This is a genomic window from Mycobacterium sp. P2_H7 (assembly GCF_056403275.1).
This window is the reverse complement of the sequence record NZ_JBFUFU010000006.1, coordinates 246,692-269,661: the sequence shown is the minus strand read 5'-3', so window position 1 is coordinate 269,661 and position 22,970 is coordinate 246,692. Positions and strand designations below refer to the sequence as shown.

Annotated in this window: 20 protein-coding genes and 1 tRNA gene; 7 read left to right on the top strand and 14 right to left on the bottom strand. The window is 68.2% G+C overall.

The features are described 5' to 3' along the window. The 6 genes from AC1DY7_RS09925 to AC1DY7_RS09900 all read right to left on the bottom strand — a co-directional run. On the bottom strand, positions 1–1,088 hold a 1,088-nt coding region (locus AC1DY7_RS09925; RefSeq protein WP_477493491.1), incomplete at its 3' end, for a DUF7159 family protein. A 188-nt stretch (positions 1,089–1,276) separates the two neighbouring features. Then, positions 1,277–4,486: an arabinosyltransferase domain-containing protein gene (locus tag AC1DY7_RS09920; RefSeq protein ID WP_477493490.1), complete on the bottom strand. Its 3,210-nt coding sequence runs from the start codon at positions 4,484–4,486 to the stop codon at positions 1,277–1,279. Continuing rightward, positions 4,483–6,372 (bottom strand): galactan 5-O-arabinofuranosyltransferase, encoded by a 1,890-nt coding sequence (locus tag AC1DY7_RS09915; protein ID WP_477493512.1) that lies wholly within the window; start codon positions 6,370–6,372, stop codon positions 4,483–4,485. Before AC1DY7_RS09915 ends, AC1DY7_RS09920 begins: the two co-directional genes overlap by 4 nt. A gap of 73 nt (positions 6,373–6,445) precedes the next feature. Further along, complete coding sequence (locus tag AC1DY7_RS09910; RefSeq protein WP_477493489.1) at positions 6,446–7,225, bottom strand: decaprenylphospho-beta-D-erythro-pentofuranosid-2-ulose 2-reductase; 780 nt, start codon at positions 7,223–7,225, stop codon at positions 6,446–6,448. Positions 7,226–7,258: 33 nt separating this feature from the next. Continuing rightward, the gene (locus AC1DY7_RS09905; RefSeq protein ID WP_477493488.1) at positions 7,259–8,659 is read right to left on the bottom strand and encodes an FAD-binding oxidoreductase; all 1,401 of its coding nucleotides are present in this window, start codon (positions 8,657–8,659) and stop codon (positions 7,259–7,261) included. A gap of 27 nt (positions 8,660–8,686) precedes the next feature. Beyond that, positions 8,687–9,088, bottom strand: a complete 402-nt coding sequence (locus AC1DY7_RS09900; RefSeq protein ID WP_477493487.1) for a GtrA family protein — start codon at positions 9,086–9,088, stop codon at positions 8,687–8,689. A gap of 46 nt (positions 9,089–9,134) precedes the next feature. Here AC1DY7_RS09900 and AC1DY7_RS09895 point away from each other — a divergent pair, with 46 nt between their 5' ends. Next, entirely contained in the window at positions 9,135–9,758 is a 624-nt protein-coding gene (locus tag AC1DY7_RS09895) for an HD domain-containing protein (protein WP_477493486.1), read from the top strand. Here the strand turns inward: AC1DY7_RS09895 and pdxR are convergent. Then, on the bottom strand, positions 9,748–11,151 hold the full coding sequence (pdxR, locus tag AC1DY7_RS09890) for a MocR-like pyridoxine biosynthesis transcription factor PdxR (RefSeq protein ID WP_477493485.1): 1,404 nt from the start codon (positions 11,149–11,151) through the stop codon (positions 9,748–9,750). The genes AC1DY7_RS09895 and pdxR overlap by 11 nt on opposite strands. 49 nt (positions 11,152–11,200) lie before the next feature. On the opposite strand from pdxR, the gene AC1DY7_RS09885 reads away from it, so the two are divergent. Then, positions 11,201–11,671 (top strand): carboxymuconolactone decarboxylase family protein, encoded by a 471-nt coding sequence (locus AC1DY7_RS09885; protein WP_477493484.1) that lies wholly within the window; start codon positions 11,201–11,203, stop codon positions 11,669–11,671. 104 nt (positions 11,672–11,775) lie between these two features. Here the strand turns inward: AC1DY7_RS09885 and AC1DY7_RS09880 are convergent, their stop codons facing one another. From AC1DY7_RS09880 to AC1DY7_RS09855, 6 genes are all read right to left on the bottom strand, one after another. Then, positions 11,776–12,426: a hypothetical protein gene (locus AC1DY7_RS09880; RefSeq protein ID WP_477493483.1), complete on the bottom strand. Its 651-nt coding sequence runs from the start codon at positions 12,424–12,426 to the stop codon at positions 11,776–11,778. A 95-nt stretch (positions 12,427–12,521) separates the two neighbouring features. Beyond that, positions 12,522–13,352 carry a galactan export ABC transporter permease subunit Wzm/RfbD gene (gene wzm, locus AC1DY7_RS09875; RefSeq protein ID WP_477493482.1) on the bottom strand — a complete coding sequence of 277 codons (831 nt, stop codon included), beginning with the start codon at positions 13,350–13,352 and terminating at the stop codon, positions 12,522–12,524. Beyond that, positions 13,349–14,251, bottom strand: a complete 903-nt coding sequence (glfT1, locus tag AC1DY7_RS09870; RefSeq protein ID WP_477493481.1) for a galactofuranosyltransferase GlfT1 — start codon at positions 14,249–14,251, stop codon at positions 13,349–13,351. The genes wzm and glfT1 overlap by 4 nt, the downstream gene beginning before the upstream one ends. Next, complete coding sequence (wzt, locus tag AC1DY7_RS09865) at positions 14,244–15,050, bottom strand: galactan export ABC transporter ATP-binding subunit Wzt/RfbE (RefSeq protein ID WP_477493480.1); 807 nt, start codon at positions 15,048–15,050, stop codon at positions 14,244–14,246. The genes glfT1 and wzt overlap by 8 nt, the downstream gene beginning before the upstream one ends. 8 nt (positions 15,051–15,058) lie before the next feature. Then, entirely contained in the window at positions 15,059–15,553 is a 495-nt protein-coding gene (locus tag AC1DY7_RS09860) for a bacterial proteasome activator family protein (protein WP_477493479.1), read from the bottom strand. Beyond that, positions 15,550–17,544, bottom strand: coding sequence for a DUF6541 family protein (locus AC1DY7_RS09855; protein WP_477493478.1), 1,995 nt, complete (start codon positions 17,542–17,544; stop codon positions 15,550–15,552). Before AC1DY7_RS09855 ends, AC1DY7_RS09860 begins: the two co-directional genes overlap by 4 nt. Positions 17,545–17,667: 123 nt before the next feature. Between AC1DY7_RS09855 and AC1DY7_RS09850 the strand changes: the two genes are divergently transcribed. Next, positions 17,668–18,864, top strand: coding sequence for a cysteine desulfurase-like protein (locus tag AC1DY7_RS09850; RefSeq protein ID WP_477493477.1), 1,197 nt, complete (start codon positions 17,668–17,670; stop codon positions 18,862–18,864). On the opposite strand, the gene AC1DY7_RS09845 is transcribed toward AC1DY7_RS09850, so the two are convergent. After that, entirely contained in the window at positions 18,865–19,836 is a 972-nt protein-coding gene (locus AC1DY7_RS09845) for an NAD(P)H-quinone oxidoreductase (protein WP_477493476.1), read from the bottom strand. Positions 19,837–19,877: 41 nt separating this feature from the next. Between AC1DY7_RS09845 and AC1DY7_RS09840 the strand changes: the two genes are divergently transcribed. From AC1DY7_RS09840 to AC1DY7_RS09825, 4 genes are all read left to right on the top strand, one after another. Continuing rightward, positions 19,878–20,390 carry a MarR family winged helix-turn-helix transcriptional regulator gene (locus AC1DY7_RS09840; RefSeq protein WP_477493475.1) on the top strand — a complete coding sequence of 171 codons (513 nt, stop codon included), beginning with the start codon at positions 19,878–19,880 and terminating at the stop codon, positions 20,388–20,390. 19 nt (positions 20,391–20,409) lie between these two features. Further along, positions 20,410–20,499: transfer RNA gene (locus AC1DY7_RS09835), tRNA-Ser, on the top strand. 31 nt (positions 20,500–20,530) lie between these two features. Then, complete coding sequence (locus tag AC1DY7_RS09830) at positions 20,531–22,435, top strand: potassium transporter Kup (RefSeq protein ID WP_477493474.1); 1,905 nt, start codon at positions 20,531–20,533, stop codon at positions 22,433–22,435. Between the two features lie 240 nt (positions 22,436–22,675). Further along, positions 22,676–22,963: a hypothetical protein gene (locus tag AC1DY7_RS09825; RefSeq protein WP_477493473.1), complete on the top strand. Its 288-nt coding sequence runs from the start codon at positions 22,676–22,678 to the stop codon at positions 22,961–22,963. Positions 22,964–22,970: the final 7 nt, after the last annotated feature.

Genomic DNA, 22,970 nt, shown 5'->3' with positions numbered 1-22,970 from the left:
GCGGGCGGTGCCGCGGGGGGCAGGGCAGCGGCGGCCTCGGGCGCGGGGGCGGCCTGAGGCGCCACCGCCTCGGCGGCGCCTGCCGGGACCACGGWGGCCGGGCGTGACTTGGCCTCGGTGGTCTGCTCGCCGGTGTCCCGCAGCTGGCTGCCGACATACATCGACAGCGCCGCGACGAAGGCCAGCACGCCGCCGCCGACCACTGCGGTCAGCGTCCGCAACTGACGACCGTTGTCCGACATGACAACTGCCGGAGGCGCGACGGAGGTGACAGGGGCGCTGACACCGGGGATGGCCATCAATTTGGCGGTGCGCGGCACGAACACCGCGGGGGGCGCCACGCCGCCCCCGGACGCGATCGCGGAACGGGTGCCGACGACGTGCAGCCGCCGGTGTGCGCCCGCGTTGGTCTGGGCGGCGCCCCTTGCGAAGGCCAGCGCCGCGTTCTGGGGGATGACCACCTGGGTGGCCAACGTCGAATTGAGTTCTCCGGCAAGCATTCCCGTCAGGACGCCGGCCGAACCGGCGGCGAACACGGCGACCCGGTCGGCCTCGGCAGTGCAGTCGGCGCAGGCGCCGCGCACCGACAGTGCGAGCTGCCGGTGATCGGCGGCATCCACGACGCGGCTGCGCATGCGGCGGACCCCGCCCGCGCCGGCGTGCATGACGGCGATGTACGCCACGGGAGCCTGGGTGCCTTCGATCAGGCAGGCGGCGGCGCAGGTCTCGTCGGCCTCCGCGGCCATCTGCTCGACGAAGGTCTCGGCGGCGTCGCAGCCTGTCACGGCAACGACATTCGACACGCCGACCTCGCCGAGCGCCTCGATCAGCAAATCGGCGTCCTCGGCAGCGTCGTCGGTCCAGGTGACGGCGATCCGCTCGACGTTGTGCCCGTTCGCGGCGGCCACGCCGTAGGTGCCCAGCACCGCATTCACGACATGTTCTGTGACAGTGGCACTTTCGACGCCGCCACCCCTATCGATGTCAAACGTGTCCTGATCGATCAGGTCTCCGTCCCCGCCGGATCCTTCGACCATTACCAATCGAACGCTGTCGACCGTCAGCGCTACCCCAAGCACGACGTCCATGAACCCTGATTCCCGTCTCGTCAGATTTAGCGCGCGGTGCATGACATCATTGTCAGCAAACTTTTGGATTCCCCAGAATCACATTCCCCACTCCACGATAGCGGGCATGCCGGAGCGTGGCTGATTCCTTAATACCCGCTTAGAACGGGATCAGAACTCTGCCAAGAAATTTGGCGTCTGCAAGGACCTCAGGACGGTCGCAGGGGTCCCGGGCTCCACAGTCCGCTGCGGGTCGCGGTGCCCAGATCGATGCGCGCCGCGACGGCGTTGGGATAGAACGGCGTCAGTTGCTGCAGAGAGCCCCAGTCGCGGAACCAGTCGCCCTTCAGGTAGGTCGGCACAGGGGTGGCACGCAGCAGCAACTCGGTGATGCCCAGCGGTCCACCGCCGAGATAATCCATCACGGGCGAGTTTGCCTCAGCACCGAATCGATCCGGCAGGATGCGCCACTTGGGTACCTCGGTCACACCGTACTGATGCCCGAACGGACGCTGGCAGGGGAACGCCAGACCGACCAGCCAGTCCAGCAGGACCGGATCCGACGAACCGACGACGTCTTGCAAACTCCGCAACATCGGAATGCGCGGCGGAGTGACCGCGATCCAGTGTTGTGGTGCGAGATCGTCATCTGTGGCAACGAGTCGCACCTGGGTGGCGTCGTCCGGGATCGCCGACATGGGCGCGCGCAGATTGCGCCACGCGGGCGCCGCGCCGACATCGGCGAAGCCGAGGCTGCCGCCGGAGACGCCCTTGGCGGCCTGCTCGTCGGTGGCCCATTGCACGACGACCTCGCCCGGATCGAACCGGCCCGCGGCGGCGACCGCCAACAGCGGTCCGCGCTCACCGCGCGGCGGGAGTCGGTACCAGGACGAGCGAAGTGCGGCCGGCTGCTGGGCGCCGGCGCGCCAACTGCCCATCACCGGGGTGCGGGCCGGGTCCAGCCCGTACGGCAGTCGCGCCCTGGAGCCGTTCACCCCGGCGGCGGCGGTGGTGCCGCCCTCGGTGCCGGGTTCGCTTCCGGTGACAGGGCCGGTGTCGGTGTCGGCGAAGTTCGTGCCGCCGGGTTGTTCCATCACCGGGTCGGCCGAGACGTCCGCGGGAATGCCGCTGGGACTGAAGTTCTGGGCCGTCACCCCGCCCAGGGCGTCGGCGACCGGTTTGTCGACCGGCAGCAGGAGGCCGAGGTTCGGGTCCTGCTCGACCATCACGTCGGCGGCCAGGCCGCAGGTGTTTCCGGTGACCGCGTCCAGGTTGGAGCGCCCCACCGACCACGCCGGATACTGCTCGGTGACGCCCAGCGTCAGCGACATCACCTCGAAGATCACCACCACCCAGGCCACCACCGCCAGCGGCGCCTGGGTGAACCGGGCCCACGGCCGGGGTCGGTCCCGACCCGAGAAGTGCAGCCAGGTCGCCACCAGCAAGGCCAGCACGGCGAGCCCGAGCAGCATCGTCGTGAAGCCGAAGTGCCACTCCGGGAACTGATTTGACCACGGGACGCCGAAATTGGAGACGTACCACCAGCCGTTCACGGTGGCGAAGGACAACGCCATCATGAACAGCACGGCCGCGGTGAAGATCGTGCGGTTGCGTTTGGAGCGCATGGCCGCCGCGGTCACCGCCACCGCCGCCAGCGCGCCCAGGGAGCCCGCCAGCCCGGCGAACACCCCGAAGTGGTGCGTCCACTTGGTGGGGGTGAACATCATTGCCAGGAACGAGATGATGGTGATGCCGATGATGCGCCGCGCGGGCCCGGCGGCGGTGCCGGGAATCCGGCCCTTGCGCAGGGTCATCGCCACCGAAATGGCCAGTGCGAGAAGCAGAGTGAGGACCGCGAAGCGCCGAGCCACCGAGCCGTCCGGGCTGGTGGTGAACAGCCGCTCGTAGCGGATGTGCTCGTCGAACCAGCTCAGGCTGGGGCCGACCAGTGACTTGAACGAGCTAGCCTCGATCTCCCCGACCAGCGTCTGATCGCGGAAGATCAACACGATCGTGACGGTCGCCGCGGCGGCGATGGGCGCCAGCAGCGCGAGATGGCCGAACCGTGAGGTGTGGGCCGCGACAATGGTGCGCAGCGGCCCGACCGCGACCAGCAGCGCGCCGACCGCGGCGATGCCGGTGGGTCCGGAGAACAACGTCAGCGCGCCGATGACGACCGCGATGGCCACCGGCAGCAGCCGGCTGGTGGCCACCCCGCGTTCCACCGAGCACCACGTCAGCAGGATGCCCAGCGCAATGATCGGCTCCGGTCGCAGCCCGTTGTTCAGCGGCAGCCAGAAGGCCAGGAACATCGCCGCGGCGGTCCACGCCGCGGCCTGGCTGTGTTTGACGGCGTGGCCGAGGCGGGGGATCACCTCACGGCTGATCACCCACCAGCAGGCCAGCGCCATCAGCAGAGTGGGCAGCCGCACCCACACGCTGGCTGTGGACACGTGCGTCCACAGCGCCAGCAGGTCGTAGTACCAGCCGAACGGCGCCTCCGGGGTGCCGAACCACCGGTAGTAGTTGGCCATGTAGCCGGCGTGCTCGGAGACCCGGGCCATGGTCAGGATGTAGCCGTCGTCGGAGGTGTTGGCGCCGACGAAGTGCCACCACACCAGGATCACGGCGACCAGACCGTCCAGCGGTTTCATCGACCACCAGCGCGGGGGCAGGAACCGCCGCCGCCGCACGCCGTCGGCGACGTCGAGGCTGTGCAGGGCGATCAGCGAGATCCCCGTCGTGGCGACCGCGAGGATCATCGCCAGCATCTTGATCCACGTCGGGGAGCTGCTGAAGCGGGAGTCGATCGTTGCCGAGAACGTCAGTCCCGGGGGCGCCGGGCCGGACAGGTCGGTATAGACACCGACGATCTGCGGCCGGAAGTCGTAGCCGCTGCGCTCTCCGCGCAGCGGCGCCCCGGGCTTGGCCGAGTCTTCCTGGTCGGGTGCCTTCCGTAGCCCGACGAACTCGCCGGTGACCTTGTCGGCGTGCGCCGTGAAGGTGATCTGCTCGCAGGCGGGGCTGAGCACCTGGCTCAGTGGCGCGCTGACGACCGGGGTGTTGCGCACGATGACCAGCAGGTCGTTACCGACTCGCTCGATCAGCAGCCCACGGTCGACGGCCTTGGGCGCCTGCTTGGGCACGGTGGACAACAGGATGTTGCGGCTGCCCGCCAGCCCGGCCGCGGCGCTGCACGGGATGGAGATATTCAGGTCCGTCGCGACGTAGCCGATCAGCGGCGCGTCGACGCTGGTGAGCGTGTCGTTCTGCGGCCAGTTGAGCTGCGCGGTCGTCTGGGTGACGGGCAGGAACGGCGTCGCCACCGCGAGCACGGTGCCCAGCAGGCCCGCGACGATGGCCACCAGCCGCGCAGTTCGGTGGTTGGTCACGGATGAAGATGCTAACGGCCGGTTCATCGACGAATCGCCAGCGTGAAGGGTCCGGCGGTGGAGACGTCCCAGCGCGGATCGTCGAACAGGGCCGAGTTCAGCTCAACCTGGTAGCGCTTGACGTTCGGTTGGTTGGGGTAGACGTCGGCGGCCAGGCGCAGCGTGTAACTGTCCGGGCCACCGCGGCGCATCAGGAACACCGACGGCGGCGCCCAGGGCAGGGCGTCGAGCGCGCCGATCAGCTGGTCCGGCTTGGTCAGCAGGGCCCAGCTCTCGATGGCCGCCGAGCGTTCCTTGAACTGCGCCAGCGGGTTCGCGTAGTGCGAGGTGAGGCCCTGGAACCCGTAGTACGGGTAGTACGACAGGAAGCTGTAGTCGGCCGTCATCACCACGGTGTCGGACCGGGGGCGCCCGGTCACCTGCTGGATGCGCGCGTCGATCTGCCGGTAGTACTGCTCGGACCCGGGTGGGCGGCGGTCGGCGCGCAGGCCGTAGCCGTCGGTGTCGGTGTAGGCGACGTTGATGTCCGAGCGCAGTACGTCGGGGACGTCCTGGGTGAAGGTAATGGCGCCGATGGCACCGATGGTGGCGGCGACCGCGACCACATGCCGGCCGGGGTGCTGGAATCGCGCGGCGACCGCCTGGGTCACGGCGATGAACCCGAATGCACCGGCCGCCGACAGCAGCACGGTCAGCGTGGATTGCAGCCGGAAGGACAACAGGGTGGTGCCGACCAGGGTGGTCAGCATGGACAGCAGCGACCACGCGTAGACCGCCAGCACGCCGACGGCCAGTGCGCCCGCGCGCGTCGAACTACGCGCGTGCAGAACCAGCCACACGGTGCCGAGCAGGCAGAGCGCTCCCAGCAGGGTGGCCTGGAACATCGGGAACGTCAGGACCGCAGCGTCGTTGGGCAGGTAGTGGTTGGCGGTGCCGGTGTCGGCGGGGGTGCCCTTCGCTGCTGCCAGCAGCCATGGCGCCCAGCCGATCAGCGCGATGGCGCCGGAGATGACGCCGATGGTGACGAGTCGCAGCAGCGGTTCGAGGCTGCGCCGGCTGATCGCCAGCAGCAGGGCCATCAGGGTGATCGCGAACGCGGCGTAGCCCAGCAGCAGGGCGTAACTCAGTGCCGCCACCCCGAGGAAGATCCCGACGCCGAGCACGGCGCCCCAGCCGCCACCTCTAGGTCGCCCGCCGAGCCCATTCCCCGGGTCGCTTCGCTCCTGCCCTCCGAGCCCATTCCCCGGGTCGCTTCGCTCCTGCCCTCCGAGCCCCGACCACGCCAGCACGAACACCGGCGGCAACAACACCGTGATGACGGCGGCGTAGGGCTCGGTCGAGGTGTACGCGAGGGTGACGACGGCGGTGGCGGTGGTGACCACCAGCGCCGCCWCGAACCGGATCATCGCCTTCCACAGCACGAAGGCGACCGCGATCGCGGCGGTGATCGACAGGATCGACCACGGCTTGTACATCTCCCAGGCCGGCGTGCCGGTCAGGGCGGCCAGGCGGCCGCCGATCCAGAACCAGCCGGGCGGGTAGAACGGCGGCAGACCCTGATAGGTCATGTCGTGCAGGGCGGGGCTGTCGGCCAGCCGGGTCAGGTATTCGGTGCGGAACTGCTGATCCACCGAGATGCCGAACAGGTAGAGCTTGGTCGCGCCCAGCGGCATCGCCAGCGTCACGACCGACAGCGCCGAGATCATGAACACCGCCGAGATCCGGGCCAGCACCCGGCGGCCGCGGCGCCACAGCAGGCCGGCGCCGAAGATCCCGGCCAGGCTGACCACCTGGCCGACGGTGGTCAAGGCGTGCAGCTGGTTCGACGAGTTGTACGCGGGCCATTCCACGCGCTCGATCGCGATCAGCGCGACGCCCGTGACGGTCGCCGCCAGTACGACCGCGACCACCATCTGGCCCGCGACCCGGGCGGGGACCGCCAGCAGCCGAGTGTTCACTTACCGGATCGCTTCGCTCTCCGCACCATCAGAACGGCAGCTTGCGGAAGATCGGGCGCGGGATGTGGCGCAACACCGACATGAGCACGCGTACCTGTCCGGGCGCCCACACCAGGTCCTTGCCCTTGGCGGCCGAGGTCACCGCGAGGTCGGCGACGTATTCCTTGTCGACCGTGAACGGAGCTTCTTTGGCGCCGGTGGCCTTCCAGTGCTCCAGGGTGGTGGTGGTGCGTACCTGCCCGGGGCGGATCACCAGCACGTGAACGCCGAACTCGCGCAACGCTTCTCCCAGGCCCAGGTAGAACCCGTCCAACCCGGCCTTGGTGGAGCCGTACACGAAGTTGGAGCGGCGTACCCGTTCGCCGGCCACCGACGACATCGCGATGATCTGCCCGAAGCCCTGGGCGCGCAGCTTCTCACCGATCAGCACACCCACCGACACCGCCGCGACGTAGTTGATCTGGGCGGTCGCGACGGCCTTGGCCTGGTTCTGCCACAGCTCCTCGGCGTCGCCGAGTACGCCGAACGCAACCACGGCGACGTCGACATCGCCTCCCGCCCAAGCCGATTCGATCACTGCCGGATGAGACTTGGTGTCCAGCGCGTCGAAGTCGAGGTATTCCACCGACTTCGCGCCCGCCGCCTCCAGGTGGGCGATGGCTTCGGCGCGTTTCGGAGCGTTGGGCAGGTCGGCCAGGATGATCCGGGCCTTCGCATTGCGCAGGTAACGCTCGGCGATGGCCAGCGCGATCTCGGAGGTTCCGCCCAGCAGAAGAATGGTCTGCGGGTTGCCGGTGGCGTCGATCATGTTTACGCGGGGTGCCTTTCTAAAGCATTCGAGCTAGAGCAGTTCAAGTCGCCGGGCCATGTCGGAGGCGAAGACCCCGTTCGGATCGGCCTTGCGCCGCACGGCAATCCATTCGCCGATACGCGGGTACATCTTGTGGAACTTCTCCGCGCTGACCCGGGAGTCCTTGGCGGTGTAGACCCGGCCGCCGAATTCCATGACGCGGTCGTCGAGTTCGTTGAGGAACTGGTTGACGCCCGCGTTGTTCGGGAAGTCCATGGCGACGTTCCAGCCGGCCATCGGGAAGCTCAGCGGCGCCCGGTTGCCCGGCCCGAACAGTTTGAACACGTTCAGTGCCGAGTAGTGGCCCTGGGTCTGGATCCACCGGATGATGTCCTTGAATTCGTCCAGCGCATTGGGCGGCACCAGGAACTGATGCTGCGCGAAACCCGCTGGGCCGTAGGCGTATTGCCATCCCGTGGTGATGTCGAGCATGTGGTAGAACTGCGTCAGATTGACGATCTTGTTCTGGTAGTTGCCGCTCACCCGGTAGAACGCCTCGCCCACCAGGCCCAGCGACAGCTTGTTCATCACGCTGACGGGAAACAGGTTCGGCACGCCGGGCAGCTTGGGCGCGGTGAACTGCAGGGGATCCTTGGCCAGCTTCGGCGGCAGCTGGTCCAGCTTGGCCAGGCTGCCCCGGCTGACGGCCGCGCGGCCCAGCTTGGGCGGGGGATTGATCAGGTCGAACCAGGCGCTGGAGTAGGTGTAGTTGTCCTCGCTACCGTCCTGGTGCACCGCGACGGTCTCGTCGAGGTCGGCGGTCGCGATGCCGTCCGCGATGAAGTACGCGGTCTCGGTGCGGGTCATCGCGACGCGCGCGCGCACCACGATGCCGGTCAGCCCGTTCCCGCCGATCGTCGCCCAGAACAACGTGCTCTCCGGGCCGTCCGGGGTCAGCGTGTGGACCTCACCGTCGGCCATCAGCAGATCCAGGGACAGCACGTGATTGCCGAAGCTGCCCGCGCTGTGATGGTTCTTGCCGTGGATGTCCGAGCCGATGGCGCCGCCGATGGTCACCTGCCGGGTGCCGGGTAGCACCGGGACCCAGAGGCCGAACGGCAGCGCCGCCTTCATCAACTGATCCAGGCTGACCCCGGCGTCGACGTCGGCGATCGCGGTCTCGGCGGACAGTGAGTGGATGCGGTTGAGCCGGGTCATCTCGACGACGATGCCGCCGCCGTTGCCGGCCTGGTCGCCGTAGGAGCGGCCGAGCCCGCGCGCCACGATGCCGCGGCGCAGGTAGGAGGGACTTGCCGAGTCGGCGTCGGCGACCTGCCGGACGGCTTCGGCGATCACCTCGACGTCGGGGGTCGACAGGACGTGTGCCACGCTCGGCGCCGTCCGGCCGAACCCGGTCAGGGATCGGGGCGTGAGGGGAAGGTCGGTAGGCATATCAGTGCGCAAGGTTACCGGGCCAGGTCACCTCAGTCGGAATATCACCGCGCGCTGCACCACGAAATTGATGACGGTGGCGGTGCCCTGCGCGATGACGAAGGCCACCGGGACCTGCCAGGGCTGGCCGGCGAACTTCAGATAGAGCAGGTAGTTGAGGCCGACCTGGACCGCGTAGGTCAGCGCATAGAGCGCGATCACCGCGATGAAGCGGGCCGTGCTGGGCGGCGCCTGGAACGTCCACCGGCGGTTGATCAGGTAGGCGGTGGTGGTGCCCGCGATGAAGCTGAGCGTCTTGGCGACGTTGACCTGCAGGCCGAGCTTGAGGAACAGCAGGTACAGCCCGAAGTCGACGCAGGCCGACAACCCACCGGTGACCAGGAATCGCCACGCCTGGGTCTTCAGGCTCAACGGTGCTGACTCAGTCATCGCGGGGAAGCTTAACCGCGGCGGCGAAGGCTGCGACAATGTGCGCGTGACGGATCTGCTCGCGCAGTGGCGTGCGTTGCTTACGCGCCATAGCGCGTCCCCGGCTGTGGACGCGGTGGGTGCGGCGCTGCTGGAGCGCTGGGCCGAACCGCATCGCCGCTACCACGACCTCTCGCATCTGCGCGGGGTGCTCGACGCCGTCGAGGACCTTGCCGAGGACGCCGATGATCCCGATGCGGTGCGGCTGGCCGCCTGGTATCACGACGCCGTCTATGCCGGGCAGGCCGACGACGAGGAGAACAGCGCGCTGCTGGCCGAATCGGATCTCACCGCGCTGGGCGCGGCACCGGCCTTCGTGGCGGAGGTGGCCCGCTTGGTGCGGTTGACCGTCGAGCACGATCCGGCGCCGCAGGACCGCAACGGGCAGGTGCTCTCCGACGCCGACCTGGCCGTGCTGGGCCTGCCGTCGCAGGACTACCGGCGCAACACCGCGAACGTGCGCGCCGAATACGGTCACGTCGCCGACGCGGACTTCCGCGCGGGGCGGGTGCGCATCATCGAGGCGCTGTTGGCCGCGCCGTCGCTGTACCGCACCGAACGCGGCCGCCGACTGTGGGAGGACGCCGCCCGCGCCAACATGTACGACGAACTCCGCTCCCTCAGCGACTGATCCCGGCCAGCACGCCACACAGCGCGTCGACCGCGGCGGTGAAGGCGTGCTCCGCCGGCGTGCCGAAGCTGACCACCACCCCGTCACGCGCGGGGGTGCCCGGCCCGGCGTCGGGATGGCGTTGCATGGCCAATCCCGACAGCGCGATACCGGCCTCCCCGGCGCGACGCACCACCTCGGCTTCGGTGCCCTCGGGCAGGGTGAGCAGGAGATGCAGGCCCGCCGACAGGCCGCTCACGCCCACGCCCAGCGGCTCCAGCGCAGCCACCAGGCGGTCGCGGCGGCGCCGGTAGATCAGCCGCATCCGCCGAATGTGCTTGTCGTAGCTGCCATGTGCGATGAAGTCCGCCATCGTCAGCGCGGTCAGTCCGCTGACGTAGAACTGGTCGCCACCCATCGCGGCCAGCACCGGGTCCAGCAGATCGCCGGGCACCACCATCCACCCCAGACGCATCACGGGGGACAGGCTCTTGCTGGCCGAGCCGAGGTACACCACGCGATCGGGGTCCAGGCCCTGCACGGCGCCGACCGGCTGACGGTCGTACCGGAACTCGCCGTCGTAGTCGTCCTCGATCAGATAGCTGCCGGCGCGGTGTGCCCATTCGAGCGCCGCGGTGCGCCGTGCCGGGTGCAACGGCACACCGTGCGGGAAGTGGTGCGCCGGGGTCAGCAGCGCTGCGCGCGTGCCGTCCGCCACGCTCTCGATCACGGCGCCATGCTCGTCGATGTCGATGGGTGTGGTCGAGATGCCTTGTGCAGCAAGGGCATCGCGAAACAGGAACAGTCCGTACGCCTCGACGGCGAACGGACCGCCGAGGGCGCGCGCCAGAATCTCTACCCCGTGGCGGGTGCCCGCGCAGATGACGATCTCATCCGGGGTGGTGCGCACGCCGCGCACCCGGGCGAGGTATTCCGCCAGGGCCGTGCGTAATTCGATGCGCCCGCGCGGATCGCCCATGCGCAGAGCGTCATTGGGGGTGGTAGCGAGCATGCGGCGCGTCGACGCCAACCAGGCGGCCCGCGGAAATTCCGCGACGTCGGGGGAGCCCGGCATGAGGTTGTGCAGCGGGGTGCCCGGCGTGCCGCGCGGCCGGGCGGGCAGGGGCGCGGCCGCAGTATTGACCACCCAGGTGCCTGCGCCCTGCCGGGAGGCCAGCCAGCCTTCGGCGACCAGTTCGGCGTAGGCGTCGGCGACGGTGTTGCGGGCCAGGCCCAGGTCGGCGGCCAAGGTGCGCGACGGCGGCAGCATGGTGCCCGCGGCCAGTCGTCCGGACCGCACCGCGTCGCGCAGGGCGGTCAGCAGCAGTTCTCGCGCTCCGCGCGCGCCCGGCGTGATGACCTCGCGCAGGTCCAGGTGCAGATCCCGCGATCCGAAATTGGCCCACAAAGTCATGCACGAATTGAACCATGTGGATGGTCCTTTGGTGGCTAACGTTGCAGGTATGACACAGACACTCGAACACCCCACCGCCATCGACCGCGTCCAGATCTACAAGGTCTCCCCGGAGCTGTACGACGCCATGATGAAGCTGTCCGGAGCGTCGGCCAAGGATGTCGATCCCACCATCGGCGAGCTCATCAAGATCCGGGCAAGTCAGATCAATCACTGCGCGTTCTGCCTGGACATGCATGTCGCGGACGCCCGCAAGCAGGGCGAGACCGAGCAGCGCCTGGCGCTCATCGCGGCCTGGGAGGAGGCCGGCGATCTGTTCACCGAGCGGGAGCGCGCCGCCCTCGAACTGACCGAGGCGATCACCGAACTGCACCACGGCCACGTCTCCGACGAGGTGTACTCGAAGGCCGCCGCGGTCTTCAGCGAGAAGGAGCTGGCTCAGGTCATCGCGATGGCCGTCACCATCAACGCCTGGAACCGGTTCAACGTCGCGACCCGGATGAAGGCGCCGCGTCGCTGAACACGCACGTCGGTCGTCGCCGGAGAGCAGTCAGCTCCCCGGCGATGACCGAGGAGCTGAGCCGGTGTGGGCAAAGCAGACCCACACCCGAGGGTGGCGTGGTGTCAGGCGATGGCGTCGCGGATGCCCTGGCGGGCCGTCGACACCCGGGCCCCCACGGCGTCGCGCGCGGCGACCGCGGTGGCGTTGAGCTCGCTCCACTCCTGATCGACGGCGTCGCGCACGTCGCCGCCCTTGCTGGCGACGGTCGCGATGCTGAAGGCACCGTCGACGGCCGACGCGGTCAGCGAGCCCTGGGCGCGCACCAGCGAGCCCGCGACCTCGGCAGCGCCGGTGATGACGGCGTTGGGCAGGGTCGACTGCTGGCTGACGTACTCGCCGACGGCATTGCGGATCCGAGTGCCGGCGTCGCTGACGGCCACCTGCACGGCGTCACCCGTCTCGCCGAACGCGATGGGCAGCGTGGCGCCGTCGCGGACCGCGGCGATCACCTTCGCGGGGGCCTCGACCAGGGCGGCCGTGGCATCGGTGGTGGCGGTGACGAGCTCACCGGACAGGCCGTGACCCGCGACGAGCTGGCGCTCCAGCACCTCGCGGACTGCCAGCACGCGGCGCTTCACTCCTGCTTCGGCCTCGATCGCGGCGGCCTCGGCCTTGTCGAGCACGGGCACGATCTCGGCTTCGACGAAGCTCTCGGGGGCGGGTGTGGTGGGCGCGGCGGACGTGGTGGTCTCGCCGTTGATGACGTCGGTCATGGCTGCTCCTGGAAATCTGGAAAAGTCAGATGTGGGATAAGGCCATTCAACGCGGCGGACCCGAATCGCCGATTGCGTGAAGGTGAACTCCTCGACTACACCCAGTACGGCACGCGCGCCCGGTACTGCCGCATGGCGATGGCCGCCATCATCCAGCCCAGCACGGTGAAGGTCAGCACCACGATCCAGTGCCGCAGCTCCTGGTCGGCACCCAGCAGCGGCGCCCGGACGATGTCGACGTAGTGCAACAGCGGGTTGAACTCGATGATCTTGGCCCAGCCGCCGGCGCCCTGGTCGCGCAGGGTCTGGTCGTTCCAGATGATGGGCGTCATGTAGAACAGCAGCTGCACCAGGCTGAACAACAGCGGGCTGATATCGCGGTAGCGGGTGGCCAGGATGCCGAAACACAGTGCCACCCATACGCAATTGGCCACCAGCAGGGCCAGCGCCGGGATGAACATCAGGTCGGTCCACTTCCACGGCTGCGGGAAGATGATGGCGATGACCACGAAGATGACGATGTTGTGGGCGAACAGCAGAACCTGACGCCACACCAGTCGGTAGACGTGCACGCTCAACGGGGTGGGGAGCTGTTTGATCAGGCCCTCGTTGGCGACGAAGACGTCGGCGCCCTCGATGATGGCCGCATTGATCATGTTCCAGATGATCAGGCCGAGGGTCACATAGGGCAGATGTTCGGCCAGCTTCAGGTGGAACAACTGCGAATACAACCCGCCCAGCGCGACAGCCATGGTGCCGGTGGCGATGGTGATCCAGAACGGACCGAGCACACTGCGCCGGTAGCGCTGCTTGATGTCCTGCCAGCCCAGGTGCAGCCACAGTTCGCGCTTGCCGAAGCCGACCACCAGGTCGGCCCAGGCGCGACTGAAGGTCTTGGATTGCGCTGCCGCATCGGTGAAAGTCATGGCGATTGGTACCTCTCGAATCTTTCCTGCCGGCCCAACCGCCGCAGCCGCAACCACTCCCGCAGGCCCGCGGGGTCACGCCGGGTGATCAGGAAGTACCAGCCGAACCGCACCCATTCCTGGGGGATCAGCCGTCGCTGGCCGCGCTGGGCCTGTACGTAGCCGCGGTTGCGGTAGGTGTAATAGCGCTTGACGTCGTTGTCCGGGTATTGGGTGTGCATCCGCCCGCCGAGGATCGGCTTGAACTCATCGGTGCCGTACGGGTGCAGGTAGGTGGCCTCCAGGCAGGTGCCGAAGGCCACCCCGGACAGCGCCAGGCGCCGGTGCAGGTCCACCTCGTCGCCCCGGATGAACAACCGAAGATCGGGCACCCCAACGGTTTCCACCGCCGCGGCGGAGAACAGCGCCCCGTTGAACAGGGACGCGATGCCGGGTAGCAGGTCGCTGTCACCTTCGCGCAACTCCGCGGCCCAGCGCCGCCACACCAGCCCGCGGCGCAACGGGAACGCCAACCGCTCCGGCTGGTCCATGTCGCAGACCATGGGGGACACCTCGGCCAGGGAATGTGTTGCGGCGCAGGCCAACAACGTGCCCAGCACCGAGGAGTCGGCGGGCCGGCCGTCGTCGTCGGCGAGCCAGATCCAGTCCGCGCCGAGGGTCAGCGCATGCAACATGCCCAGCGCGAAACCGCCTGCGCCACCGAGGTTTCGGTGTGACCCCAGATAGGTCGCGGGCACCGGCTGGCCGTCGACCAGCGTGCGCACCCGGTCGTCGGCGTCGTTGTCGACGACGATCAGATGGTCCGGCGCGCGGTCCTGGCCGCACACCGCCGCCAGCGAGGTGGCCAGGGTGTCGACGCGCCGGTGCGTGACGACCACGGCGATGACAGCTTCAGCCACCGGTATCAGCCCGGGCGTTCTCCTCGAGCACCTCACGCACATGGCGCGCCGCGTCGGGCCCTTCGTAGGCGCCGACGACCTCTTCGATGCCGCCGGTCATCTTGATGGTGCCGTGATCCACCCACATCGCCGTATCGCACAGCTGGGCCAGGAATTCGTTGGAATGGCTTGCAAAGACCAGGATTCCGGAGCGGGCCACCAGATCCTGCAGCCGCTTGCGCGCCTTGTGCATGAACTCGGCGTCGACGGCACCGATGCCCTCGTCGAGCAGCAGGATCTCGGGGTCGATGCTGGTGACCACGCCCATCGCCAACCGCACCCGCATACCGGTGGAATAGGTGCGCAGCGGCATCGACAGGTAGTCGCCCAGTTCGGTGAAGTCGGCGATCTCGTCGACCTTGGCCATCATCTGCTTGCGCGTCTGCCCCAGGAACAGCCCGCGGATGATGATGTTCTCGAAACCCGAGATCTCCGGGTCCATACCGACGCCGAGGTCGAACACCGGCGCCACCCGGCCGGTGACCGTCGCCGAGCCGCGCGTGGGCTCGTAGATACCCGACAACAGCCGCAGCAGAGTCGATTTGCCCGCGCCGTTGTGCCCGACCAGGCCGACGCGGTCGCCCATCTTCAGCGACAGCGTGATGTCCCGGAGTGCCTCGATCACGACCACATTGGATTCGTTGCGCCCGATCGCGCCGCCGGCCTTCCCGAGGAATGCCTTCTTCAGCGAACGGGACTTGGCGTCGAAGATCGGGAACTCGACCCAGGCGTTACGGGTCTCGATGTGCGGATTGCTCACGATGCGGTCTACAGGTACTGGCCGGTGCCCGGGTGTCCGGGTCCGCGCTGCTGCCCGCCCATTCCCGGCGGCAGCTGGCGCATCTGCTCGAGCTGCGCCCGGGCGGCCATCTGCTGGGCGAACAGGGCGGTCTGGATGCCGTGGAACAGTCCCTCCAGCCAGCCGACCAGCTGTGCCTGGGCGATGCGCAGTTCGGCGTCCGAGGGCACCGAGTCGTCGGTGAACGGAAGCGTCAGGCGTTCCAGCTCCTCGCGCAGTTCCGGCGCGAGGCCGTCTTCGAGCTCGCGGATACTGCTCTTGTGGATCTGCAGCAGCTTGCTGCGGCTGGCGTCATCCAGCGGAGCGGCCCGCACCTCTTCGAGCAGTTGCTTGATCATGGTGCCGATCCGCATGACCTTGGCCGGCTGCTCGATCAGGTCGGTCAGCGATTTGTCGTCGGCGATCGCGGCGTCGGGTTCGCCCGCCAGGATCTCGATGTTGTCGTCGTCGGGATTGATGGTCATGGCCTTCCTGGTACCCCGTTCTCAGCCGTTGGTGTCTGTGCCGAAGGGCCGTCGCCGCGCCACTCGTAGATGCGCGACTCCCCGTTGTCGTAGATCTTGGCCCACGACTTCGACTTGTCCAGTGACACTAGTCCGTCGGGCATGACGAACCCGCGCACCACCGGCGTGCTGGTCAGCACGTACCGGATGTTGAGCGCGTGCACGGCCTCGGCCACCCGGGGGTCGTGATCTGCGTCGTCGGCGTAAGCCCAGAAAATGAACCGGTGGTAGCCGGGGCCCTGCTGCTGCGGATAGTCGTAATGCGTCCACAGCGGATGCAGGCCGGCCACGGCGTACATCCACGCGGTGCCGTCGGTGTTGGCGTCGCCGATCATGGTGTCGCGCGCGCCGGGCAGCGACGCCAGGTAGGCCATGGCCTCAAGATCCTTGTCGTCGATGATCACCTGGTCGTACTTCTCGCCGAGCAGGTGGCTGTGCCGGGGCAGGTAGTGCCAGGCGCTGGCCAGGGCGACGGCGACCAGCGCCGCCGCGCTCACCCCATGCCAAAGCCGCGGCGTCCCGCGTGTGGCGAAGCGGCGCACGGTGGCCACCGCCCAGGTGATCGCGGTGCACAACCCGATGCCGGCGACTGCCGCGAGCAGCATCGTCACCACGGCCGACAGCCTGCGTGGGTCGCTGTAGAACAGGTCGCTGAACCGTCCGGTGAGTGTGCCGATGATGCCGCCGAACGGGGCCGACGAGTGCACGATCGAGACCACCAGCAGGCACCACATGGCAAGCGGCCACCAGATCCGGCGGTACAGCAGGACACCCGCGCCGACGGCGGCGATCACGATCAGGAACCACTGGATGGGGAAGTCGTTGAGGTGGCGGGTGTGCTGCACGACGGCGTCGATGAGTCCGCGCTTCTTACCCTCGTGCGTGACGAAGGCGTGCCCCACGATGATCTCGGCCTGCTGCAGCACCCCGACGAACTGGGGGATCAGCAACACCAGCGCCGGCAGGCCCACGGCAAGCAGGGTGAGGAAATCGGACAGCCTGCCGCGCACGGGCCGCAGCAGCGCGTCGAACACCCACCACGCCGCGACGAACAGCACCGCCACCACGCCACCGGTGATGTGCACGGAGAACACCCCCAGCACGGCGAGCACCGCCAGCGGGATCCGATCGCGGTGCCGCAGGGCCGAGATGGTCAGCGCGGCCGTGGGCACGGCCACGCCGTAGGCGGCCAGGTTGGGCATCGAGGCGGTGTCGAACTCGACGTACGGGATGGCGGTGAACGACGCCGACAGGGCGGCCGCGGTGGCCGCGCACCACGCGGTGCGCCACTGCGAGGCCGAACGTCGCAGCATCAACCAGGTGAGGGTCGCGGCGCTGACAGGGAACAGCCAGATGGCGGCGACCAGTGAGCTGACCGTGTACGCGGTGGTCGCCGCGGCACCGCTGATCTGGCTGAAGATCGCGCCGAGCGCGTGGAACGTCGACGGGTAGTACAGCGCGTCGTGCGTCTCGACATTGCGCAACTCGCCCATGTGGGTCGGCGAGGCCTGGTGGGTTTCGAGGATCCAGCGGATGGTGTTGGCGTGCCACACCGAATCCCAGTTGCTGGGAATCGACTGCCAATTCGGTAGGCCGCGGACCGCGGCGAACCCGATCAGCAGCGCGCCCAGCACGACCCCGGCGGCCACCACCAGCGCAGGTCCGCGTTCCGCGGCCCGCTGCTCGGCGCCCTGGTCGCGGAACCGGCCCAGCGGCCGTCGCAAAGCGAAAGTGATGCCGATCACAAGGACCAGGGCCGCCAACGCGGTCCACGCCGTCCATGGGACACCGAGGGCGCCCATCGGCACGATGACCAGTGCCACAACGCCATACGTCACCGGAGGGCCGACCGCTACGGCAGTCGGCCAGGTCAGCCCTGCCGTTCGCGCGACGATTGCTCCGGGGCACACCAGCAACAGCAGGGCAATCAGCACCCCGAACGACAAGCCCACTGGACTAGTATGGCTGCCGAAGTGATCCGGCCCGGGACCCCGGCCCACGAGGCAGGGTGCCACCGGGCACTTACCTGAACTGTGTCCGTCTGCACGAATTGCAGACGCTCTAAGGTGGCTTGCATGGCATACGACGTCGCCCGGGTGCGCGGATTGCACCCGTCACTTGGCGACGGTTGGGTGCACTTCGACGCCCCGGACGGAATGCTGCTGCCCGACTCGGTGTCCACGACGGTGTCGACGGCGTTCCGCGGTTCGATGCCCTCGGCGTCCGGTCCGCACCCGTCCGCCCGGCGCAGCGCGACGGTCCTGGCGGCCGCCCGTCAGGCCATCGCGGATCTGGTGGGCGCCAGCCCGGACGGGGTGGTGCTCGGCGCCGACCGGTCGGTGTTGCTGACGCTGCTCTCGGACGCGGCCTCGTCCCGGGTGGGGCTGGGCTATGAGGTGGTGCTGACCCGCCTGGACGACGAGGCGAACATCTCGCCTTGGCTGCGCGCAGCGAATCGTTATGGCGCCAAGGTCAAATGGGCCGAGGTCGACGTCGAGACCGGGGAACTGCCCGGCTGGCAGTGGGAGAGCCTGATCACCAAGCCGACCCGGCTGGTGGCCATCACGTCGGCGTCCTCGACGCTGGGCACCCTCACCGATCTGGAGCCGGTCACCAAACTGGTGCACGCCAACAACGGACTGGTCATCGTCGACCATTCGGCCGCGGCGCCTTACCGGCTGATCGACATCGACGACATCGACGCCGACGTGCTCGCCCTCAATGCCGTCGCCTGGGGTGGCCCGCCAATCGGTGCGCTGGTGTTCCGCGATCCCTCGGTGATCGACATGTTCAGTTCGGTGTCGCTGGATCCGCACGCCACCGGCCCGGCCCGTCTCGAGATGGGCATCCACCAGTTCGGTCTGCTCGCCGGCGTGGTGGCCAGCGTCGAATACCTGGCCTCGCTCGACGAGGCGGCCCACGGCACCCGGCGCGAGAGACTCGGTGTGTCGATGGAGTCCGCGGCGGCCTACATGGACCGGCTGTTCGCTTACCTGTTGACGTCGTTGCGGTCCCTGCCGCTGGTGATGGTGCTGGGCAGCCCGGCCGAACACATCCCGGTGCTCAGCTTCGCGGTGCAGGACGTACCGGCCGAGCGGGTGCTGCAGCGGCTCGCCGACAACGGCATCCTGGCGTCGATCGACCCGAACTCGCGCGTGCTCGAACTCATCGGGGTGAGCGATGTCGGCGGCGCCGTCACCATCGGTCTGGCGCCGTATACGACGACAGCCGAGGTCGACCAGCTGGTGCGGGCGCTCGCCTCCCTCGGCTAGCTAGCTGACCTGCAGCAGCACCTTCCCGTGGACCTCGCCGGAGGCCAGCAGCGCATGCGCCCGCGCGGCCTCCTCGAGTGGCAGCTCTGCGCCGATGATGGGTTTGACCTGGCCTGCGGCGATCAGCGGCCACACGTTCGCCACCACCTGCTCCACGATCGCGCCCTTGCCGTCGGGTCCGTCGACCGGCCGGGACCGCAGCGCGGTCGCGATGACGCCGGCCCGCTTGCCCAGCAGCTTGGCGAGGTTGAGTTCGGCCGTGATACCGCCCTGCATGCCGATCACCACAAGGCGCCCGCCGTCGGCGAGGGCGTCGATGTTGCGGTCCAGATACTTCGCTCCCATGATGTCGAGAATCACCTCGGCGCCCCCGGCGGCGCGGACGCGTTCTACGAAATCCTCGTCGCGATAGTTGATGGTGATGTCGGCGCCGAGGTCGGTGCACACCGCGAGTTTCTCGGCGGACCCGGCGGTGACGGCGACGTGGCTGCCCAGTGCGCGGGCTACCTGGATGGCATGCGTGCCGATGCCGCTGGCGCCGCCGTGAAGCAGCAGCAGCCGGCCCGGATCCAGGTGCGCCGTCATCATCAGGTTCGACCAGACCGTGCACGCCACCTCCGGAAGTGCGGCGGCCTCGTGCAGTCCGACGCCGTCCGGGATGGGCATCACCTGGGCGGCGGGGACGGCCACATATTCGGCGTAGCCGCCGCCGGCCAGCAAAGCACAAACCTGTTGCCCTACCGACAAGCCGGCGACTTCGGTGCCCACTTCGGTGATGGTCCCGGACACTTCGAGCCCGAGTGTGTCGCTGGCGCCGGGAGGCGGCGGGTAGTTGCCGGCGGCCTGCAGAAGGTCAGCCCTATTGACGCCGGCGGCGGCCACTCGGATCACAACTTGACGTGTGTGAGCTGCGACGTCGGGAACTACTTGAATTGTCATACGTTCGGTTGACTCTGCAACAATGGCGCGCATTCAGTGCACGTTACTCGTCGGTAGAGCCTTACGATGGCGCGATGGAAGGCACTATTGCGGGGCGGACGGCCAGCACCATGCCCGGACTGGATATCGCTGAGCAGAGGTCCTGGCAAAACTTTCTGGACTCCGCGCTCCGGCTGTACGCGACGCTGAACCGTTCCCTGGTGGACGAGCATCGGCTGACGCTCAACGACGTGCGTCTTCTCGACATCCTGGACCGCTCCATGACGGGGTCGGCCCGGATGGGCGACTTGGCCGAAGGTCTGATGTCACTACCCAGCAGGGTCACCCGGCAGATCCACCGCCTGGAGAAGCTCAACCTGGTCCAGCGGGTGGCCAGCCCGGAGGACGGCCGTGGCGTGCTGGCCACCATCACCGATGACGGGCGTGCGCTGCTCAAAGAGGCGATGGAGACCTACGGCGACGGGGTGCGTACGCACTACCTGGGCCGGTTGTCGCGCCCGCAGATGGCCGCGGTGGGGGAGAACTGCCGGCGGATCAGCGCAGGCCTGCMGTCCGAAGCGCCGCCCGCGAGGCTGGGCAGGGTCTAGACCCCTTACGCTTATCGGCGGTGGCGTGGCAGAGCGGCCTAATGCACTCGCCTTGAAAGCGAGAGTCGGCTAACACCGACCGGGGGTTCAAATCCCTCCGCCACCGCCATTTCACGGTCTAGTCACGGGATACTGGGCCCGTGACTAGAGCGCAGTCCTTGCGGCCGCCGCTGGTGATCGCCGCGCTCGGCGTGGTGTTCGGCGATATCGGTACCAGTCCCATCTACACCCTGCAGACGGTGTTCAATCCGGATGATCCGCATCCGGTGCCGATCAGCGAGGCGCATGTCTACGGCGTGGTGTCCCTGATCTTCTGGGCGGTGATGCTCATCGTCACCCTCACCTACGTCAGCCTGGTGATGCGCGCCGACAACGACGGCGAGGGCGGCGTGATGGCACTGATCACGTTGGTGCGCCGGTGCTGTCCGGCGGGCCGCGAACGGTCGGCCGCGGTGCTCTCCGCGCTCGGATTGTTCGGCGCCGCACTGTTTTTCGGCGACAGCATGATCACCCCGGCCATCTCGGTGCTGTCGTCGGTCGAGGGCCTGAAAGTTGTTGAGCCTGAGCTGGATCGGTGGGTCATCCCGCTCACCGTGATCATCATCGTGGCGCTGTTCTCGGTGCAGCGGCGCGGTACCGCCACCATCGGCCGCTTCTTCGGGCCGGTGATGATCGTGTGGTTCGTCGCGATCGGAGCTTGCGGGGTCTCGGGCATCGTGGCTCATCCCGCGATCCTCAGAGCGCTCTCGCCCACCTACGCGTTGGACTTCATGATCGGTCATCTGAACATCGCCTTCTTCGCGCTGGCGGCCGTCGTGCTGGCCGTCACCGGCGCCGAGGCGCTCTACGCCGATATGGGTCACTTCGGTCGTCCGGCCATCGTCACCGCCTGGCTCGGGTTGGTGCTGCCGGCATGTGTGCTGAGCTACCTGGGGCAGGGTGCACTGCTGTTGGGCGACGAAAACGCCGTCAGCGCACCGTTTTTCCTGCTTACTCCCGAGTGGGCACGGATCCCGATGGTGGTGCTGGCCACGGCGGCGACGGTCATCGCGTCCCAGGCGGTGGTCACCGGTGCGTTCTCCGTCGCCGCGCAGGCCGCCCAACTCGGGTACCTACCGCGGCTGCGGATAGCGCACACCTCGGAATCGTCCATCGGGCAGATCTACGTGCCGTGGATCAACGGGGTACTGATGGTGGCCGTCATCACCCTGGTGTTCGCGTTCCGCAGCTCGGCCGCACTGGCCTACGCGTTCGGGATGGCGGTGACCGGAACCATCACCATCACCACCTTGTTGTTCCTCTACCAGGCCCGGGTCCGCTGGCGCACGCCGATGCCGATCCTGGTGCTCGGCGGCGGAGCGCTGCTGGTGGTGGATCTGATGTTCTTCGCGGCCAACCTCACCAAGCTGGTGCACGGCGCCTGGCTGCCGCTGCTCATCGCGATCACCGCCTTCGCGGTGATGACCACCTGGCAGCGCGGCAGAGATGTGGTGACCGCGGCGCGGGCGGCAGCCGAGGGTCCGCTGCAGACGTTCGTCGACAAGCTGGCCGCCGACCGCACCACACCGATCCGCATCCCGGGTACCGCGGTGTTTCTGAACCGGGGCGGGGAGACGGCGCCGCTGGCCATGCGCGCCAACGTCGAGCACAACCACGTGTTGCATGCCCACGCCATCATCATGTCGCTGGACGTCCAGCCCTCGCCCCGTGTGCGGGACGAGGACCGCATCACCATCGATGATCTCGGCTACACCGACGACGGCATCATCTTCGTCAGTGCCAAGTTCGGGTATATGGAGCAGCCGGACGTGCCGGCGGCATTACGGCTGGTCGAGTGCCTGCCGTTGGTCGACGGACCGATCTCGGTCGACGACGCGACGTACTACCTGTCCAAGCTCGAGCTGACGCCCGGTTCAGCGAACACCATGGCACCGTGGCGCAAACGACTGTTCATCGCGACCTCACACATCACCGCGGATGCGGCGGGGCATTTCGCGCTGCCACTCGACCGGACCGTGATCATCGGGTCCCGGATCGAGGTCTGAGTGCCTGCTGCTTAATCAATAAAGTTTGCTCCTTTTTGCTGTACGGATTACCGGGCGTACGCGCCGTCGACGATCTCAGCCTCATCTGTGCAGTTAAACTCGCCACAAGTGTCCGGGTTGATACTCGGACGATATGCGGTTAAATTCCTGACTTATGAGCCTGTGCATTGCTGTTTCTGCACGAGCAAGTTAATTCTCCGACAGGCGGGAGCGCTGACCGTGGCTGCTCGACTGTGGTGCATGACGGGTGCCGTCGTGCTGGCCGCACTCTCGGCGGCGGTCGGCATCGCGACGATCGACGCCGACAGTCGCATGGTGCCCGAGCCGCAGCGAACCGCGCTCAGCAGCGAGGCAAGCGCGCCGGAGCGCCCGGACCTGCAGAGCGCGTCCACCGCTCATCTGATCGCGCTCGCGGTGCCCGGGGTGGCGGGCCTGGCCGGGTTGACGGCGCTGGGTGTGCTGATCGGCTACCGCAATGCCAGCCGGCCGCACGGGATCGCGCCGCACGCGGCCCGTTATCTGCCGTGACAGCAAC

What these genes read in the sequence shown, in the direction of transcription:
- AC1DY7_RS09920 (WP_477493490.1), bottom strand. Translation starts at nt 4,486, where the DNA reads ATGAACCGGCCGTTAGCATCTTCATCCGTGACCAACCACCGAACTGCG.
- AC1DY7_RS09910 (WP_477493489.1), bottom strand. Translation starts at nt 7,225, where the DNA reads ATGATCGACGCCACCGGCAACCCGCAGACCATTCTTCTGCTGGGCGGA.
- AC1DY7_RS09905 (WP_477493488.1), bottom strand. Translation starts at nt 8,659, where the DNA reads ATGCCTACCGACCTTCCCCTCACGCCCCGATCCCTGACCGGGTTCGGC.
- AC1DY7_RS09900 (WP_477493487.1), bottom strand. Translation starts at nt 9,088, where the DNA reads ATGACTGAGTCAGCACCGTTGAGCCTGAAGACCCAGGCGTGGCGATTC.
- pdxR (WP_477493485.1), bottom strand. Translation starts at nt 11,151, where the DNA reads ATGACTTTGTGGGCCAATTTCGGATCGCGGGATCTGCACCTGGACCTG.
- AC1DY7_RS09885 (WP_477493484.1), top strand. Translation starts at nt 11,201, where the DNA reads ATGACACAGACACTCGAACACCCCACCGCCATCGACCGCGTCCAGATC.
- AC1DY7_RS09880 (WP_477493483.1), bottom strand. Translation starts at nt 12,426, where the DNA reads ATGACCGACGTCATCAACGGCGAGACCACCACGTCCGCCGCGCCCACC.
- wzm (WP_477493482.1), bottom strand. Translation starts at nt 13,352, where the DNA reads ATGACTTTCACCGATGCGGCAGCGCAATCCAAGACCTTCAGTCGCGCC.
- AC1DY7_RS09860 (WP_477493479.1), bottom strand. Translation starts at nt 15,553, where the DNA reads ATGACCATCAATCCCGACGACGACAACATCGAGATCCTGGCGGGCGAA.
- AC1DY7_RS09850 (WP_477493477.1), top strand. Translation starts at nt 17,668, where the DNA reads ATGGCATACGACGTCGCCCGGGTGCGCGGATTGCACCCGTCACTTGGC.
- AC1DY7_RS09845 (WP_477493476.1), bottom strand. Translation starts at nt 19,836, where the DNA reads ATGCGCGCCATTGTTGCAGAGTCAACCGAACGTATGACAATTCAAGTA.
- AC1DY7_RS09825 (WP_477493473.1), top strand. Translation starts at nt 22,676, where the DNA reads ATGACGGGTGCCGTCGTGCTGGCCGCACTCTCGGCGGCGGTCGGCATC.